Origin of the sequence: Ramlibacter henchirensis (assembly GCF_004682015.1) — a bacterium.
Classification (GTDB): Bacteria; Pseudomonadota; Gammaproteobacteria; order Burkholderiales; family Burkholderiaceae_C; genus Ramlibacter; species Ramlibacter henchirensis.
This window is the reverse complement of record NZ_SMLM01000002.1, coordinates 626,353-643,039: the sequence shown is the minus strand read 5'-3', so window position 1 is coordinate 643,039 and position 16,687 is coordinate 626,353. Positions and strand designations below refer to the sequence as shown.

At 71.5% G+C, this 16,687-nt stretch carries 15 protein-coding genes; 12 read left to right on the top strand and 3 right to left on the bottom strand.

Annotated elements, in window-relative coordinates:
- Positions 1–12: 12 nt before the first annotated feature.
- Positions 13–837: an enoyl-CoA hydratase-related protein gene (locus EZ313_RS15815; protein WP_135264239.1), complete on the bottom strand. Its 825-nt coding sequence runs from the start codon at positions 835–837 to the stop codon at positions 13–15.
- Positions 838–1,002: 165 nt separating this feature from the next.
- Here EZ313_RS15815 and EZ313_RS15810 point away from each other — a divergent pair, with 165 nt between their 5' ends.
- From EZ313_RS15810 to EZ313_RS15755, 12 genes are all read left to right on the top strand, one after another.
- Complete coding sequence (locus EZ313_RS15810; protein WP_135264238.1) at positions 1,003–1,995, top strand: NAD(P)H-dependent flavin oxidoreductase; 993 nt, start codon at positions 1,003–1,005, stop codon at positions 1,993–1,995.
- The gene (fadB, locus tag EZ313_RS15805) at positions 1,982–4,123 is read left to right on the top strand and encodes a fatty acid oxidation complex subunit alpha FadB (protein ID WP_135264237.1); all 2,142 of its coding nucleotides are present in this window, start codon (positions 1,982–1,984) and stop codon (positions 4,121–4,123) included. The genes EZ313_RS15810 and fadB overlap by 14 nt, the downstream gene beginning before the upstream one ends.
- Positions 4,123–4,917 carry an SDR family NAD(P)-dependent oxidoreductase gene (locus tag EZ313_RS15800; RefSeq protein WP_135264236.1) on the top strand — a complete coding sequence of 265 codons (795 nt, stop codon included), beginning with the start codon at positions 4,123–4,125 and terminating at the stop codon, positions 4,915–4,917. Before fadB ends, EZ313_RS15800 begins: the two co-directional genes overlap by 1 nt.
- Positions 4,918–4,925: 8 nt before the next feature.
- Positions 4,926–6,071 carry an acyl-CoA dehydrogenase family protein gene (locus tag EZ313_RS15795; RefSeq protein WP_135264235.1) on the top strand — a complete coding sequence of 382 codons (1,146 nt, stop codon included), beginning with the start codon at positions 4,926–4,928 and terminating at the stop codon, positions 6,069–6,071.
- An 8-nt stretch (positions 6,072–6,079) separates the two neighbouring features.
- Positions 6,080–6,901, top strand: a complete 822-nt coding sequence (locus EZ313_RS15790) for an enoyl-CoA hydratase-related protein (protein ID WP_135264234.1) — start codon at positions 6,080–6,082, stop codon at positions 6,899–6,901.
- A gap of 27 nt (positions 6,902–6,928) precedes the next feature.
- The gene (locus EZ313_RS15785) at positions 6,929–7,912 is read left to right on the top strand and encodes a tripartite tricarboxylate transporter substrate binding protein (protein ID WP_135264233.1); all 984 of its coding nucleotides are present in this window, start codon (positions 6,929–6,931) and stop codon (positions 7,910–7,912) included.
- 13 nt (positions 7,913–7,925) lie between these two features.
- Positions 7,926–8,732, top strand: coding sequence for an enoyl-CoA hydratase (locus tag EZ313_RS15780; protein WP_135264232.1), 807 nt, complete (start codon positions 7,926–7,928; stop codon positions 8,730–8,732).
- Between the two features lie 140 nt (positions 8,733–8,872).
- Entirely contained in the window at positions 8,873–9,973 is a 1,101-nt protein-coding gene (locus tag EZ313_RS15775) for a CaiB/BaiF CoA transferase family protein (protein ID WP_135264231.1), read from the top strand.
- Positions 9,974–9,986: 13 nt separating this feature from the next.
- Positions 9,987–11,135, top strand: a complete 1,149-nt coding sequence (locus EZ313_RS15770) for an acyl-CoA dehydrogenase family protein (protein ID WP_135264230.1) — start codon at positions 9,987–9,989, stop codon at positions 11,133–11,135.
- Between the two features lie 12 nt (positions 11,136–11,147).
- Entirely contained in the window at positions 11,148–12,323 is a 1,176-nt protein-coding gene (locus EZ313_RS15765) for an acyl-CoA dehydrogenase family protein (RefSeq protein ID WP_135264229.1), read from the top strand.
- 78 nt (positions 12,324–12,401) lie between these two features.
- Positions 12,402–13,184, top strand: a complete 783-nt coding sequence (locus EZ313_RS15760; protein ID WP_135264228.1) for an SDR family NAD(P)-dependent oxidoreductase — start codon at positions 12,402–12,404, stop codon at positions 13,182–13,184.
- A gap of 21 nt (positions 13,185–13,205) precedes the next feature.
- Positions 13,206–14,384, top strand: a complete 1,179-nt coding sequence (locus EZ313_RS15755; protein WP_135264227.1) for an acetyl-CoA C-acetyltransferase — start codon at positions 13,206–13,208, stop codon at positions 14,382–14,384.
- Here the strand turns inward: EZ313_RS15755 and EZ313_RS15750 are convergent.
- Together EZ313_RS15750 and EZ313_RS15745 are read right to left on the bottom strand one after the other, a co-directional pair.
- The gene (locus EZ313_RS15750; protein ID WP_135264226.1) at positions 14,362–15,087 is read right to left on the bottom strand and encodes a TerC family protein; all 726 of its coding nucleotides are present in this window, start codon (positions 15,085–15,087) and stop codon (positions 14,362–14,364) included. The two genes, EZ313_RS15755 and EZ313_RS15750, sit on opposite strands and share 23 nt — an antisense overlap.
- Before the next feature lie 232 nt (positions 15,088–15,319).
- Positions 15,320–16,684, bottom strand: a complete 1,365-nt coding sequence (locus EZ313_RS15745; protein WP_167772603.1) for an MmgE/PrpD family protein — start codon at positions 16,682–16,684, stop codon at positions 15,320–15,322.
- Between the last annotated feature and the right edge of the window lie 3 nt (positions 16,685–16,687).

The window sequence follows — 16,687 nt, the reverse complement described above, 5'->3', positions numbered from 1 at the left end:
CCTTCACTGCCGTCACCACCACGGGTACAGCGCCGGCAGGTCCTGGCTGGCGCGGCCGGGGAAGCGCGGCAGCCGCTTCTCGCGGAAGGCGGTGAAGCCTTCCTTCACGTCCGCAGTCTGCGCCAGTGCGAGGTTGAGCGCGGAATCGACGCGCAGGGCGCCTTCCGGATGAGGTGCGGCCGAAGCGCGCCACATCAGCTGGCGCGTGAGCACAGTTGCGACGGGCGCGGTGTTCTCCGCGATCTCGCGGGCGATGGCGCGGGCGCGCGGCAGCAGCTGGTCCGGCGGAACCACTTCGCTGACCAGCCCGGCGGCGCGCGCGTCTTCCGCGTTGACGGTGCGGCCCGCGTAGACCCATTCCAGCGCCTTGGGCAGCCCGACGATGCGCGGCAGGAACCACGCGCTGCCCGCCTCCGGCACCAGGCCGCGGCGGGTGAAGACTAAGCCGAACTTCGTGTCCTGCGCGCAGATGCGGAAGTCCATCGGCAAGGTCATGGTGACGCCCACGCCCACGGCCGCGCCGTGGATCGCCGCGATCAGCGGCTTGTGCGACTCGAACAGGCGCTGGCCGATGCCGCCCGGCGGCAGGCCCTTGCGCTCCATGCCGGAGCCGGCGCCCACCGAGCCGCCGTCGGAGATGTCGGCGCCTGCGCAGTAGCCGCGCCCGGCGCCGGTGAAGATGACGACGCGGACGTCGTCGTCCCGGTCCGCGCGATCCAGCGCGGCGCCGATCTCCTGGCCCATCTGCGTGGTGAACGCGTTCAGCTTCTCGGGCCGGTTGAGCGTGATGGTGAGGATGCCCTCGGACAGTTCCGTGGTGATGTGTTCGCTGGCCATGGCGGATGGGTTTTGGGGGAGCCTGGAGTCTAGGAAGCGGGTGGGCCGCGGCCATCGTCGGTTGCGACGAATTCCGGCGCCGCGCGGCCCGCCGGGCAAATTCGTCGCATGCGACGAGGACCCCGCCGCACCCCCTGCCTAGCATCCGCCGGGCAAGGAGATTCCATGAAGACGCGCGTCACCGAGAAACTCGGCATCGCCTACCCGATCATCCAGGGCGGCATGCAGTGGGTGGGCCTGGCCGAGCTGGCCTCGGCCGTGTCCAACGCCGGCGGCCTCGGCATCCTCACCGGGCTCACGCAGCCCACGCCCGAGGCCCTGCGCGACGAGATCGCCCGCTGCCGGTCGATGACCGGCAAGCCCTTCGGCGTGAACCTCACCATCCTGCCCACCGTGAAGCCGCCGCCGTACGCGGAGTACGTGCGCGCCATCATCGAGAGCGGCGTCAAGATCGTGGAGACGGCGGGCAACAGCCCTCGCGAGTTCATCGCCGCGTTCAAGGAGCACGGCATCACCCTCGTCCACAAGTGCACGACGGTGCGCCACGCCCTCTCGGCCGAGCGCAATGGCGTGGACATCGTCTCCATCGACGGGCTCGAATGCGCGGGCCATCCGGGCGAGGACGACGTCGGCGGCCTGGTGCTGATCCCCGCCGCGGCGCGCGCGCTGAAGATCCCGGTGGTGGCCTCCGGCGGCATCGCCGACGGCCGCGGCATGGCGGCTGCGTTCGCGCTCGGCGCCGAGGGCATCAACATGGGGACGCGCTTCTGCGTGACGCGGGAGGCGCCCATCCACGACAACATCAAGCAGGCGCTGGTGGGCGCCAGCGAACGCGACACGGCGCTGATCTTCCGGACGCTGAAGAACACGGCGCGCGTGTACAGCAACGCGATCGCGCGCGAGGTGCGGTCGATGGAGTACCGCCCGGGCGGCTGCCGGTTCGACGAGATCCGCCCGCTGGTGGTCGGCACCCGCGGCCGCGCGGCGCTGCAGAGCGGCGAAGTCGATGGCGGCGTGATCTCGGCCGGCCAGGGCGTCGGCCTGATCGACGACGTGCCCACCTGCGCCGACCTGATCGAGCGCATGGTGGCCGACTGCCGCCAGCGCCTGCACATCGCTTCCGCCTGGGCCGAAGGAGCCGCCGATGTTCGCCGGTGACTGCGTACGGGTGACGCCGCTGGAAGGCGGGCTGGTGGAGTTGTGCTTCGACCGCGCGGGCGAGGCGATCAACAAGCTCGACGACAAGGCCGTGGCGGAGTTCGGCCGCGCCGTGCAGGCGATCGCCGGGGCGGACGGCGTGCGCGGCGTGCTGGTGACGAGCACCAAGGACGTGTTCATCGTCGGCGCGGACATCACCGAGTTCGGCCGCAAGTTCCGGCACTCGGGCGAGCAGGTCGCGCGCGACGTGCTGGCCGCGAACCAGGTCTTCGTGCGCTTCGAGGACCTGCCGGTGCCCACCGTGGTCGCGATCAACGGCTTCGCCCTCGGCGGCGGGCTGGAGCTGGCGCTGTCCGCGTCGCAACGGGTGATGTCGGAGAAGGCCCAGGTCGGCGTGCCCGAGGTCAGGCTGGGCCTCTTCCCCGGATTCGGCGGCACCGTGAGGTTGTCGCGCGTGGCGAGCGAGCGCGTCGCGATCGAATGGGTGATGAGCGGCCGTCCCGCGAAGGCGGCCGATGCGCTGCGCGCCGGCGTGGTGGACGCGGTCGCCGCGCCGGATCGCCTGCGCGAGGAGGCACTGGCCCATTTGTGGCGCTGCGTCGAAGGCGCGGTGGACTGGCAGGCGGCGCAGCAGCGCAAGCGCGAACCGGTGCGCACGCCCGATGCGGCCGCTTACGACGAGGCGTTCGCGCAACTGGCGAAGCAGGCCGCGCGCCACCAGCCTGCGGCGGAAATGGCCGTCAGCATGATGCGTGAGGCGGCCCGCTGCGACCGCACTCGCGCACTGGAGCTCGAAGCCGCGGCGTTCGGGGCCGTGACACAGACGCAGGCGGCCCGATCGATGGTGCAGACCTTCCTGAACGAGCAGGCGGTGAAGAAGCTCGCGCGCCGGCATGCACAGGGCGGGCGTCCCGTGGCCCGCGCCGCCGTGATCGGCGCCGGCATCATGGGCGGCGGCATCGCCTACACGACGGCGCTGCGCGGCATGGCAGTGCGCATGAAGGACATCGCGCCGGCCGCGCTGGAGCTGGGCATGGGCGAGGCGCGCCGGCAGCTCGACAAGCAGGTGCAGCAGGGCCGCATGGGCCGCGAGAAGGCCGATGCGGTGCTGGCCGCCATCAGGGCGCAGCTGGACGACGCGGACCTGCAGGAATCCGACCTCGCCATCGAGGCCGTGGTGGAGAACCTGTCCGTGAAGCACAAGGTGCTCGCGGACCTGCAGGCCAAGTTGCGGCCCGGCACCGTGCTGGCGTCGAACACGTCCAGCCTGCGCATCGACCACATCGCCGCGCCGCTGCCTCGGCCGGCCGACGTGGTCGGGCTGCATTTCTTCAACCCGGTGCCGGTGATGCCGCTGGTCGAGGTGGTGCGCGGCAAGGCGAGCAGCGATGCCGCCGTGGCCACGGCGACGGCTTATGCGAGCGCGCTCGGCAAGACGCCGATCGTGGTGAAGGACTGCCCCGGCTTTCTCGTCAACCGCATCCTCACGCCGTACATCATCGCGTTCTGCGACCTCGTCTCGGAAGGCGCGGACTACGAGCGCGTGGACCGCGCGCTGGAAGCCTTCGGCTGGCCGATGGGCCCTGCCTACCTGGAAGACGTGGTGGGCATGGACACCGGCAGCCACGTGATCGACATCATCTCGGCCGGCTACCCGCAGCGCATGCGCCCGCCCGAGCGCAATGCCATCCGGGCCCTGGTGCGCGAGAAGCGCCTGGGCCAGAAGAGCGGCGCGGGCTTCTATGACTACGACTCGGCCGGCGGCAAGCCGCGCCGCAGCGCCTCCCCGGCCGCACGTGCGCTCATCGCGCAGCTGCAGCAGGGCGGGGGCGCGAGCTTCAGCGACGAGCAGGTGGTCGAACGCATGATGGTGCCGATGCTGCTGGAGGCGATCCGCTGCCTCGAGGAAGGCGTGGCCGGCAGCGCGGCGGAGCTGGACATGGCGATGCTGCTCGGCGTGGGCTTTCCGGCCTACCTGGGCGGGCCGCTCAAGTACGCGGACTGGATCGGCTTGCCCAAGCTGCTGCAGCGCTGCGAGGCGCTGGCCGCGCACGGGCCGATGTACGAGCCCCCGGCGCTGCTTCGGGACATGGCGGCAAGCGGCCGCGAGTTCTACCCGGTGGCGTGATGGACGCGTCCACGGCTGCCACCGCGGTCTTCGCGCCGTTCTCGCTCGCCGGCCGCTGCGCGCTGGTGACCGGCGCTTCCTCCGGCCTGGGCGCGCACTTCGCCGGCGTGCTGGCCGATGCGGGTGCGCAGGTCTGGCTGGCGGCACGCCGCACCGACCGCGTGCAGGCGCTCGTGGCCTCGCTGCGCCAACGCGGCGCACGCGCGCAGGGCGTTGAACTGGACGTCACGCGCAGCATCTCCGTCGCGGCCGCGTTCGACGCCATGGCGACTGCGGGGACCCAGCCCGACATCGTCATCAACAACGCCGGGGTCGGGCTGGGCACGCCCGCATTGGAAACTTCCGAAGGCGACTGGGACGACGTCGTTGACACCAACCTCAAGGGCGCCTGGCTGGTCGCCACCGAAGCCTCGCGGCGGCTCGTGGCCGCCAACCGTGCGGGCAGCATCGTCAACATCGCTTCCATCCTGGGCGAGCGGGTGGGCGCCTTCGTCGCGCCGTATGCCGCCTCCAAGGCCGGGCTGATCCAGCTGACCAAGGCGCTCGCGCTCGAATGGGCGCGCCACGGCATCCGCGTCAACGCGCTCGCGCCGGGCTACATCGCCACCGACATCAACCGCGAGTTCCTCGCCAGCGAGGCCGGCGACAGGATGCGCAAGCGCATCCCGCAGCGGCGGTTCGGCGAGGCGCGCGACCTCGATGGTCCGCTGCTGCTGCTGGCGAGCGACGCGGGCCGCTACATGACCGGTGCGGTGGTCGCGGCGGACGGCGGCCACCTGGTCAGCGGTCTCTGAAGGACGGCATGCGATTCGAACCCGACACCGACCAGGAACAGCTGCAGGGCAGCCTGCGGCGGCTGCTGCAGTCCGAAGCGTCGTTCGAGCGGCGCCGCCGCACCGCGGCGGGCGAGACGGGCTGGGACAGCGCGCTGTGGCGCAGCCTCAGCGAGCTGGGCGTGACCGCGCTCACGCTCACCGAGGACCACGGCGGCTTCGGCCAGCGGCCGGTCGCGTGGTTGCCCGCGCTGCAGGAGCTCGGGTACGCGTTGGCCTTGCAGCCCTTCATCCCTTCGGCCGTGCTGGCGGCCACCGCGATCTCGCGCGCCGGGACTCCCGCGCAGCAGCAACGCCTGCTGCCAGGCGTGGCGCAGGCTTCGCGCGTGCTGGCCTTCGCGCACGACGAGGCCGCGGCTCGGCATGCGGCCCTGTGGGTCGAAGCCACCGCGCGACAGGAAGGCGGGCAGTGGCGGATCGACGGCGTCAAGCAGGGTGTGCTGTTCGGCGCGGCGGCGGACCTGCTGGTCGTGACGGCACGCACCGGTGGATCGCCCGGCGATCCCGCGGGACTCGCGCTGTTCATCGTCGATCCCGCGCAGGAAGGCGTGCGCCGCACGCCGCTGCGCCTGATCGACGACACGCCCGCCGCGGATATCGCGCTGCACGCCGCGCGCGCGGAGCCGCTCGGCGAGATCGACGGTCCCGGGCCCTGGCGCGCCGTGCAGGCCGCGCAGGAAGCCGGCCTCGCAGCGGCCTGCGCGGAAGGCCTGGGCGTCGCCGAGCGCGCCTACGCGCTCACCGTGGAGTACGTCCAGACCCGCCAGCAGTTCGGCCGCCCGATCGGCGCCAACCAGGTGGTGCGGCACCGTGTGGCCGAGATGCGCGTTGCGCTCGAGATGCTGCGCAGCGCGGCGCTCGCGGGCCTGCTCGCACTCGAGGAAGAGGATGCGCAGGCGCGGTCGCGGGAGCTGTCGCGCGCCAAGCTGCTGCTCTCGCGCCACGGCAGCTTCGTCACCGGCCAGGCCATCCAGCTGCACGGCGGCATCGGCATGACGGCCGAATACGCGGCGGGGCATTGCCTGCGCCGCTTCACCGTGCTGGACCAGCTTTTCGGCGACGGCCCGACGCATGCGGCGCGCCTCGGCGCAAGCCTGGCCGCAGCGGCGCACTAGGAGACCCCATGCAACTCGAGCACATCCGGATGGAGCGCGACGGCGACGTGGCCGTGATCACGCTGGACAACCCGGGCCGGCGGAACGCGCTGAGCCGCCCGATGCAGGAGGGCCTGGGCCGGCTGCTGCAGCAGGTGCGCGAAACACCGGACATCCGCGCCGTGCTGCTCACGGCGGCCGGCGATGCCTTCTGCGCCGGCGCCGACCTCGCGGGCAACGCGATCCCGCCCGGCGACGAGCACCTCACGCGCGGCCAGTCCACGCGCAAGGTGATGGAGCAGCTGTCCAACCCGCTCATCACCGGCCTGCGCGAGCTGCCGGTGCCGGTGGTCTGCGCGCTGCCGGGCGTCGCGGCGGGCGCGGGGGTCGGCATCGCGCTCGCGGCCGACGTGGTGATCGCCGCGCGCTCGGCCTACTTCTACCTGCCCTTCATCCCGAAGCTGGGGATCGTCCCCGACCTCGGCACTACCTGGTTCCTGGAGAAGCTCCTGGGCCGCGGCCGCGCGACCGCGCTGACCCTGCTCGGCAGCCGCCTCGGCGCGGAGCAGGCGCAGGCCTGGGGCCTGGTCTGGTCCTGCGTCGAGGGCGAGAAACTCCGCGAGGAAGCGATGGCCGTCGCGCGCCAGCTCGCGAGGCTGCCCTCGCATGCGGCGCTGGAGACGCGCCGCGCCTACGACGCCGCCGGGCGCAACGACCTGGCCGCGCAACTGCAGTACGAAGCCGATCGGCAGGCCGAGCTGATCGACCGTCCCGATTTCGAGGAGGGCGTGCGCGCCTTCCTGGAAAAACGAGAGCCCGACTTCGCCCGGCTGGGGAAGCGGGGCACCTGAGCAAACCCACCACAGGAGACACGACGCATGCCCCATCCGATGTCCCGCCGCACCAGCCTGGCGGCCCTGGCGCTCGCCGCAGCGGCGGCTTCGCTGCCGCTGGCCGCGCAGGAGAGCTTCCCGATCGCGGGCAAGCCGGTCACGCTGATCCTGCCGGCCGTCGGCGGCTCCACGGGCGATCGCGTGCTGCGCATGTTCGCCGACCGCCTGAAGGAGGACTGGAAAGTGCCGGTGATCGTGGAAGCGAAGCCCGGCGCCGCAGGCGTGGTGGGCACCGTCCACGGCGTCAACGCCCCGCCGGACGGCCACACGATCCTGCTGGGCTACAGCCACCTGACGCAGGCCTACGCTTTTAACCAGAAGCGGCCGTACGACGCACTGACGGACCTGATCCCGGTCGCACGCATCTGCGACCTGCCCATGATGTACCTGACGGCCGACACCTCCGTGCGGACGCTGGACGCGGCGATCGCGAAGATGAAGAACGCCAAGGGCAGCTATGGCAGCTACGGGAACGCGACCACCTCGCACATCTATTCCGAGCTGGTGAACAGGCGCAACAACCTGGGCATGGTGCACGCAGCCTACCGCGGCACGCCGCCCCTGATCACGGACCTGCTGGGCGGCCAGATCAACACCGCCGTGGTGGACCTGGGCAACACGATCTCGCACGTCAAGGCCGGCAAGCTGAATGCCCTGGCGATCACGGGCAACCGCCGCAACAGGCTGGTGCCGGACGTGCCGACCTTCGCCGAGCTGGGCTACACCGAGGTGTCGCAGCCCGGGCGCTACTGGCTGATGCTGCCCAAGGGAACGCCCGCCGCAACGGTGGAGCGCATCCGCACGTCGGTGCTGAACGTGCTGAAGTCGCCCGAGGTGCAGGAGCAGATGCTCGCGATGGGCATCGACCCCGCGCCGCCCGAGCGCGAGGACGTCGCCGCCAACATGCGCGCCGACGTCGAGTACTGGAAGCGCGTGGTGCAGATCACGGGCATCAGGGCGAACGACTGAGCCGGACCGCGGCATGGCCGACGAGCAAGCTTCGCTGCTGACCGTGGAGCGGCCCGAGGAGGGCTGCGTGCTGCTCACGCTCCAACGCCCGCAGGCCTTCAACGCGCTGTCGTTCGCGCTGCGCCGCCAGCTCGCGCGTACGCTGCAGGAACTCGGGGCCGATGGCCGCACGCGGGTGGTGGTGCTGACCGGCGCCGGCCGCGCGTTCTGCGCCGGCGTCGACCTGCGTGAGCTGGCGGGCGCCGAGAACCTGTCCGAGATGGCCGTGGGCGGCGCGGCCGACGATCCGGTGCACGCCGTGCTCGCCTTCCCGGGGCCGGTGATCGCGGCGGTCAACGGCCCGGCTGTCACCGGCGGGCTGGAGCTGGCCATCGCCTGCGACATCGTGATCGCGTCCGAGCGCGCCACCTTCGCCGACACGCATGCGCGCGTGGGCGTGCTGCCGAGCTGGGGCCTGTCGCAGCGGCTGCCGCGGCTGATCGGCCGCGGCCGCGCGCTGGAGATGTCCCTGTCGGGCAACTTCGTCGATGCGCGGCAGGCGCAGGCCTGGGGACTGGTCAACCGCACGGTGGGCCACGACGAACTCCTTCCCGCCGCGCTGCGGCTCGCGTCCGACATGCTCTCCACGGCGCCGGGGATGCTGGCGCAGTACAAGCGGCTGATCGATGACGGACTGGCCACGACGTTGCAGGAAGGGCTCGTGATCGAAGCCCGGCGGGCGCGTGAATGGGCGGCGTCCGTCGATCGCTCGGCGCTGTCCGCCCAGGCCGCGGCCGTCAAGGAGCGCGGCCGCGGCGCGAACCCGCGAGGCGAGGGTTGAGCCGATTCGTCGTAACGGACGATCCAGTGCGCGGGACCGATCCCTACGATCGGTTTCTACGTCATTCCCATGAAGAGTGAAGGTTTTCGTCATGGCCCCACGTCAACAGCGCGCTGCGCAGCAACCGAAGAAGGCCGCACATGCCCGGGCCGCTTGAAGGCGTCCGCGTCGTCGAGATGGCCGGCATCGGCCCCGGCCCGTTCTGCGGGATGGTGCTGGCCGACCTGGGCGCGGACGTGGTCTGCATCGAGCGCCCGGGCACCGAGCGCGATGCCTCGGACATCACCGCGCGCGGCAAGCGGCGCGTCGCCATCGACCTGCACGCATCCGGCGGCCGCGAGGACGCGCTCTCGCTGATCGCGCAGGCGCAGTTGCTGGTGGAGGGCTTCCGCCCCGGTGTGATGGAGCGCCTCGGGCTCGGCCCCGCCGCCTGCCACAAGCTCAATCCCGCGCTGGTTTACGGCCGCATGACGGGCTGGGGCCAGACCGGCCCGCTGTCCGGCGCGGCCGGCCACGACATCAACTACATCGCGCTGACAGGCGCGCTGCATGCCATCGGCCGTCCGGGCGAATCGCCGCCACCGCCGCTGAACTACGTGGGCGACTACGGCGGTGGCGCGATGCTGCTGGCGGTCGGCCTGCTGGCCGCGCTGCACGAGGCGCAAAGGTCCGGGCGCGGCCAGGTGGTCGATGCGGCGATGACGGACGGCGCGGCGCTGCTTTCGGCGCTGTTCTACGGCATGAAGGCCGCGGGCCGGTGGAGCACGCAGCGTGGCGAGAACCTGCTGGACGGCGGCGCGCACTTCTACGACAGCTACGCCTGCGCGGACGGCCGCTTCATCTCGGTCGGCGCGCTGGAGCCGAAGTTCTTCGCCCGGCTTTGCGAGCTGTGCGGGCTGGAGGACGAGTTCTGCGCGGGCCAGATGGACCGCTCGCGCTGGCCGCTCATGAAGCTGCGGCTGGCGGACGTCTTCCGCACCCGCACGCGCGACGACTGGTGCGCGCTGCTGGAAGGCACGGACGCCTGCTTCGCGCCGGTGCTGGACTGGGACGAAGCGCCGGCGCATCCGCACAACCGCGCGCGCGGCACCTTCATCGACCTGCAGGGTGTGGTGCAGCCCGCGCCGGCGCCGCGTTTCTCCCGCACGGCGGCGGCGCAGCCCATGCCCGCGCGCGTCGAGCCGCTCGCTCGCGTGCTCGAGGGCTGGGGCGCAGCGGCCACCGCCGGCGCCGAGGCCTGAGACGAACCAAGCCATGGCCCTCGAATTCAAGCGAAGCTGGAGCGATCCCGAGCTGGAGCTGTACCGCCAGACCGTGGTGCGGTTCATCGACGAGGAGCTCGCGCCGGGCGACGAGGAGGCGCGCAAGCGCGGCCACGTCGGGCACGCCGTCTGGCGCCGGGCGGGCGAGCTGGGGCTGCTGTGCGCGGACATCCCCGACGATTGGGGCGGCGGTGGCGGCGATTTCCGCCACGAGGCCGTGGTCTACGAGGAGATGGCGCGGCGCAGCCTGACGGGGATGAACACCTCGGTGCACGCGATCGTGGCGCACTACCTGCTCAACCACGGCACCGAGGAGCAGAAGCGCAAGTACCTGCCGCGCATGGCGCGCGGCGAGTTGGTGGGCGCCATCGCGATGACGGAGCCGGGCACCGGGTCCGACCTGCAGGCGATCCGCACCCGCGCGACGCGCACCGCCGAAGGCTGGCGCATCGACGGCAGCAAGACCTTCATCACCAACGGCTACCTGGCCGGGCTGGTGCTGGTGGTCTGCAAGACCGACCCGGCGCAGCGCGCCAGGGGCACGTCGATCCTGATCGTGGAGACCGAGGGCGCGCGCGGCTACAGCGTCAGCCGCGTGCTGCCCAAGATGGGCCTGAAGGCGCAGGACACGTCGGAGCTGTTCTTCGACGGCGTGGAAGTGCCCGGGCAGAACCTGCTGGGCGGCGTCGAAGGCCAGGGGTTCTACCAGCTGATGAGCGACCTGCCCTACGAGCGGCTGATCATCGGCGTGATGGCGCTGGCCGCGATGGAAGGCGCCTACCACGCCACGCTCGACTACGTGCGCGAGCGCCAGGTGTTCGGCAAGCCGCTCGTGGAGCAGCAGAACACGCGCTTCAAGCTGGCGGAGATCGCCACGCAGATCATGGCGGGCCGCGCTTTCATCGACCAGTGCGTGGACAGGCTGCTGCGCGGCGAGCTCGACACGGCCACAGCCTCGATGGCCAAGCTGTGGGGTTCGGAAGCGCAGGGCCGCGTGGTCGACGAATGCCTGCAGCTCTTCGGCGGCTACGGCTTCATGGACGAATACGTCATCAGCCGCATGTACACCGATGCGCGCGTGCAGCGCATCTACGGCGGCACCAGCGAGATCATGAAGGAAGTGATCGCGCGGGCGCTCTGAAGGACCCGACGCATGGACCTGCAACTCGAACCCGCGCACGCCGCCTTCCGCGACGAGGTGCGCGCCTTCCTGCGCGAGCGCCTGCCGCCCGAACTGCGCGACCGCGTGCGCCGCGGCCTGCGGCCCTCGCGCGAGCAGACGGTGCAGTGGCAAAGGACGCTGCACGAGCGCGGCTGGGCTGCCCCGCACTGGCCGCGCGAGTTCGGCGGCGCCGACCTCGGGCAAATGGAGCGGCTGATCCTGGTCGACGAGCTGCAGCGAGCGCCGGCCCCGATGCCGCTGCACTTCAACGTCACGATGCTCGGACCGGTGCTGCTGCGCTACGGCACGCCGGAGCAGAAGCGCGACTGGCTGCCGCGGCTGGCGCGCCTGGACGTGTGGTTCTGCCAGGGCTTCTCCGAGCCGGGCGCCGGCTCCGACCTGGCTTCGCTGCGTACCGCGGCGCGGCGCGAGGGTGACCACTACGTCGTCAACGGCCAGAAGATCTGGACGACCTACGCCCACATGGCCGACTGGATCTTCTGCCTGGTGCGCACCGACCCCGGGGCCACGCGCAAGCAGGAGGGCATCAGCTTCCTGCTGGTCGACCTGCGCTCGCCGGGCATCACCATCCGGCCGATCCAGACGATCGACGGCGAGCACCACCTCAACGAGGTGTTCTTCGACAACGTGCGCGTGCCGGTGGCCAACCGGGTGGGCGACGAGCACCGCGGCTGGGACGTCACCAAGTACCTGCTGGGCAGCGAGCGCACCGGCCTGGCCTACGTGGGCACGAGCCGCGATCGGCTGGACCGCGCGCTGGAACTGGCGCGCGGCACGCGTGACGGAGCGCGGCGAGTGATCGACGGTCCCGCGGTGCAGGCGGAGTTCGCGCGGGTGGACGCCGAGCTGCGCGGCCTGGAGATCGCCAACTGGCGGCTGCTGCTGTCGGAAGCCGCGCAGCGCGACAACCCCGCGTTCGCCTCCGTGCTCAAGCTCAAGGGCGTGGAGATCCAGCAGCAGATCGCGGAGCTGATGCTGCGCATCGCCGGGCCGGCGGGGCTCGCGCGCTGCGACGACGAAGAGGACAACGCACGGGCGGATCGCGCCGCGCCCGCGACCCGGTTCCTGTTCTCGCGCGCCTCGTCGATCTACGGCGGCACCAGCGAGGTGCAGAAGGACGTGCTGGCCCGCTCCATCCTGGGTTGATTTCGTCGCTTTCGACGGTTCGCGGGGGCAAGCGCCTGCCTAGAGTCGTGCCATTCCCAAGGCACAGAACTCTCCCCCATGAAGCTCGATTCCAGCATCTCCGCCGTCGTCACCGGCGGCGCCTCCGGCCTCGGCGCGGCCACCGCGCGGCGCCTGGCCTCGCAAGGCGTGCGTGTGGCCCTGTTCGACCTCAACGCCCAGGCCGGCGAGGCGCTCGCACGCGAACTCGGCGGTGTCTTCTGCAAGGTGGACGTCACCTCGGAGGAGCAGGTCCAGGCCGGCTTCGCGAAAGCCCGCGGCGTGCACGGGCAGGAGCGCATCCTGGTCAACTGCGCCGGCACCGGCAACGGCATCAAGACCGCCAGCCGCGACAAGGCCACCGGCCAGCCCAGGCACTTTCCGCTGCCCGAGTTCGAGAAGATCATCCAGATCAACCTCATCGGCAGCTTCCGCTGCATCGCGCATGCCGCGGCGGGCATGCTGACACTGGAGCCACTCCAGGACCGCGAGCGCGGCGCGATCGTCAACACCGCTTCGGTCGCGGCCGAGGACGGCCAGATGGGGCAGGCGGCCTACTCCGCATCGAAGGCGGGCATCGTCGGGCTCACCCTTCCGGTGGCGCGCGACCTGATGGGCGAGGGCATCCGCGTCAACACCATCCTGCCGGGCATCTTCGCGACGCCGCTGCTGATGGCGCTGCCCGACCACGTGCTGAAATCGCTCGGCGAGTCCGTGCCGTTCCCCAAGCGTCTGGGCGACCCCGAGGAATACGCCCACCTCGCCGAGACCATGATCACCAACGGTTATTTCAACGGCGAATGCGTGCGCCTGGACGGCGCGATCCGCATGGCGCCGCGCTGACCCCTTCAGGAGGAATTGCAAATGGCAGAAGCTTTCATCGTCTCCGCGGCTCGCACCGCGGGGGGCCGCCGCGGCGGCAAGCTGGCGGGCTGGCACCCGGTGGACCTCGCGGCGCAGGTGCTGAACGCGCTGATCAAGCGCGCCGACTGCGATCCGGCGCTGGTCGAGGACGTGCTCATGGGCTGCGTGAGCCAGGTCGGCGAGCAGTCCACCAACGTCGCGCGCAACGCCGTGCTGGCTTCGCGACTGCCCGAATCGGTGCCCGGCACCTCGATCGACCGGCAGTGCGGCTCGTCGCAGCAGGCGCTGCATTTCGCCGCGCAGGCGGTGATGTCGGGCGCGCAGGACGTCGTGATCGCCGCCGGTGTCGAGAGCATGACCCGCGTCCCGATGTTCACGCCCTCCGCGCTGCCGCAGAAGAACGGCATGGGCCACTACATGGGCCCCGAGATCCGCCGCCGCTACGGCGACCGGGATTTCAGCCAGTTCACCGGCGCCGAGATGATCGCGGAGAAGTACGACCTGCCCAAGGAGGCGCTGGACCGGTACGCGCTGCTGAGCCACCAGCGCGCCGCGAATGCCACGCGCGAGGGCCGGTTCGAGGGCGAGATCGTGCCCGTGCGCGTGCGTGACGCGAACGGCGCCGACACCGGCGAGGTGCACACGCGCGACGAAGGCATCCGCGCCGAGGCGAGCCTGGAGGCGATCGCGGGCGTGAAGCTGCTGGCCGAGGGCGGCCGCATCAGCGCCGCCAGCGCCAGCCAGATCTGCGACGGCGCCAGCGGCGTGCTGGTCGTCAACGAGCGCGGCCTGAAGAAGCTGGGCGCCAAGCCGCTGGCACGCATCCACCACATGAGCGTGATGGGCCACGACCCGGTGATCATGCTGGAGGCGCCGATCCCCGCGACGCAGCGCGCGCTGGACAAGGCCGGCCTGAAGATCGGCGACATCGACCTGTACGAAGTCAACGAGGCCTTCGCGCCGGTGCCGCTTGCCTGGCTGCAGGTGCTGGGGGCGGACCCCGACAGGCTCAACGTGCATGGCGGTGCGATCGCCCTGGGCCACCCGCTCGGCGCTTCGGGCACCAAGCTGATGACGACGCTGCTGTACGCCCTGCAGCAGACCGGCGGCCGCTACGGCCTGCAGACCATGTGCGAGGGCGGCGGCATGGCGAACGTCACGATTGTCGAGCGCTTGTGAGGCCGCCCCGGCGGGCCGCCAGCTGCTGGCGCCGCCGCGCGCTGAACCAGCCCGCAACCAGCACGCCCGCGACCGCCACTGTGTAGAGGCTCCAGCGCAGCGCCGTGTGGTAGGCGGCCGGCGCGTCGAACACGGGGTCGAGCAGCGGCTCACCCACTATCATCTTGGCGGCCGTGAAGGCCAGGACCGCGGCGCCGCCCTGGATGATGAGGGGGAAGCGATCCACCAGCTTCAGCACGACCGAGCTGCCGAACACCACGATGGGGATGCTGACCAGCAGGCCGATGACCACGAGGTCGAACGAGCCGTGCGCCGCACCGGCGACGCCCAGCACGTTGTCCACGCCCATGAGCGCGTCGGCCACGATGATGGTCTTCATCGCGCCCCAGAAGGTGGACGCCGCCGGGCCGTGTTCGTCCTCGTCTTCGCCTTGCGCGAGCAGCTTGTAGGCGATCCACAGCAGTCCCAGGCCGCCGACGAGCATCAGGCCGGGGATCTTGAGCAGCCAGACCACACCGATGGTCATCACGGAGCGCACGGCGATGGCGCCGACGGTGCCCCAGACGATGGCGCGGCTGCGCAGGTGCGACGGGAGGTTGCGCGCAGCCAGCGCGATGACGATGGCGTTGTCGCCGGCCAGCACCAGGTCGATCAGGATGATCGCCAGCAGCGCCGAGAACCAGGCGGTCGAGAACAGTTCCATGTGAGCTCCAGGTCAGTCGTGAATGGACGACCCGGCACCGGGAACGAGGACGCGAGCGGCGCCTGAGCCTCGAACGGGCCCGGTGCAGGGCCGCTGTTCGAAGGTCTTGCTCGGCTTGCTTGAAGTCGGGCCCGGCGCGCCGGAAGCCGCGCGGGCTCCGTATTGACGACACGCCGATCGGCCGCCGCGGGGCGCGGCGGGCCGGGGAGCTACTCCCCTTCGTGGGACCGGATTAGATCACACCGGGTCGCTGCTGCGGCGCAGCGGGCCAGCGGACTCGAGCGTCCTCTGCGGCCATGACCGACGCCCACCACGCGTCCGCCACCGCGCCCTCCAGCATCAGGGAAGCGCACGTGAGGAACTTCTGCCGCAGCGCCGCGTCGCCGATGGGACGGCTGGCATGCCCCAACGCCCGGTGCACCGGTTCGGCCTCGAGCCTGGAGCCGTCGCGCAGGCGGACGATCAGCCGATCCTGCGGCGAGAAGAGCGGCTCGAGCGGATCGCGCTCGGCCTGCGTTGCCACACGCACCTTGCGCAGCAGCTGCTGCACGTCGGGCGCCTTCACGGTTTCGTCGGTAAGGTCCTGCAGATCCACGTGGCCGCGCGCCAGGGCGCAGGCCACCGTGTACTGCGCACTGAACTTGGCGTCCAGGGCGGTCTCGGGCCGGCTGGATCGCAGCATGGCGGCCTGCAGCTCGCCGATCTCGACGACGGCTTCCTCGATTTCGCCGATCCGGTCCGACACGTGCGGATGCAGGGCCAGCGCCGCATCGATGATGCGGTGCGTCGCATAGCAGGTCGGGTAGCGCTTGACGTTCAGTCCCTGGCGCACGATCTGCCACTCGCGCCCCGCGCCGGAGGGTCCATCGAGCCGCACGCGACCGGCCGGCGACAGTGCAGCCAGCAACCCGCGCGGGCTTTCCAGCGCATCGTCCGCAGCGGTCACGCCTCGCTCCGCGAGCGAGGCCGCGACGATCGCATTGCGCGCCGCGAAGCCGACCTGCAGCGGTTTGGTCATCGAACCGAAGTTGGCGACCAGGCCGCCCGCCATCGACGCCGCGATCCCGAGCGCATCGCTCACGAGTTCCGCGGGCAGGCGGCGCAGGCAAGCGGCGGCGGCCGCGCCGGCGACCACGCCGAACACCGCCGTGGGATGCCAGCCCTTGCCGTGGTGCTTGTCCTGGTCGCGCCCGATCAGCTCGGCCCAGGTTTCATAGCCGGCCACGTATGCGGTGACCGCATCGCGCCAGCAGCGGCCGAGCCGCTCCGCCTCGGCCAGCACCACCGGCGCGAGCACCACGCTCGGGTGGCCATCCAGCCCCGTGTCGTCGAAGTCCAGGGCATGGGCGATCGTGGCATTCACCAGGGCCGCATCGGCCGCTGCCACCGACTCCGGCCGGGTCCAGATGCGCGAGGCACCTGCCGCCGCGGCGTCCACGAGCGCCATGGCGTGGCCGGCGACCGGCTCATTCGCCCCGGCGAACGCAACGCCGACGCAATCGGCGATCCCGCGGCGCACGGTGGGGATCGCTTGCGCCGGGATCGCGGCTGCATCGAGCCCGGCCACGAAGCGGGCGAGTTCCTGCGTCAGGCCCATGCG

Coding starts and splice junctions, on each gene's coding strand:
- EZ313_RS15780 (WP_135264232.1), top strand. CDS start 7,926: ATGGCCGACGAGCAAGCTTCGCTGCTGACCGTGGAGCGGCCCGAGGAG.
- EZ313_RS15750 (WP_135264226.1), bottom strand. CDS start 15,087: ATGGAACTGTTCTCGACCGCCTGGTTCTCGGCGCTGCTGGCGATCATC.
- EZ313_RS15785 (WP_135264233.1), top strand. CDS start 6,929: ATGCCCCATCCGATGTCCCGCCGCACCAGCCTGGCGGCCCTGGCGCTC.
- EZ313_RS15770 (WP_135264230.1), top strand. CDS start 9,987: ATGGCCCTCGAATTCAAGCGAAGCTGGAGCGATCCCGAGCTGGAGCTG.
- EZ313_RS15755 (WP_135264227.1), top strand. CDS start 13,206: ATGGCAGAAGCTTTCATCGTCTCCGCGGCTCGCACCGCGGGGGGCCGC.
- EZ313_RS15745 (WP_167772603.1), bottom strand. CDS start 16,684: ATGGGCCTGACGCAGGAACTCGCCCGCTTCGTGGCCGGGCTCGATGCA.
- EZ313_RS15810 (WP_135264238.1), top strand. CDS start 1,003: ATGAAGACGCGCGTCACCGAGAAACTCGGCATCGCCTACCCGATCATC.
- EZ313_RS15760 (WP_135264228.1), top strand. CDS start 12,402: ATGAAGCTCGATTCCAGCATCTCCGCCGTCGTCACCGGCGGCGCCTCC.
- EZ313_RS15795 (WP_135264235.1), top strand. CDS start 4,926: ATGCGATTCGAACCCGACACCGACCAGGAACAGCTGCAGGGCAGCCTG.
- EZ313_RS15790 (WP_135264234.1), top strand. CDS start 6,080: ATGCAACTCGAGCACATCCGGATGGAGCGCGACGGCGACGTGGCCGTG.
- EZ313_RS15775 (WP_135264231.1), top strand. CDS start 8,873: ATGCCCGGGCCGCTTGAAGGCGTCCGCGTCGTCGAGATGGCCGGCATC.
- EZ313_RS15815 (WP_135264239.1), bottom strand. CDS start 837: ATGGCCAGCGAACACATCACCACGGAACTGTCCGAGGGCATCCTCACC.
- fadB (WP_135264237.1), top strand. CDS start 1,982: ATGTTCGCCGGTGACTGCGTACGGGTGACGCCGCTGGAAGGCGGGCTG.
- EZ313_RS15800 (WP_135264236.1), top strand. CDS start 4,123: ATGGACGCGTCCACGGCTGCCACCGCGGTCTTCGCGCCGTTCTCGCTC.
- EZ313_RS15765 (WP_135264229.1), top strand. CDS start 11,148: ATGGACCTGCAACTCGAACCCGCGCACGCCGCCTTCCGCGACGAGGTG.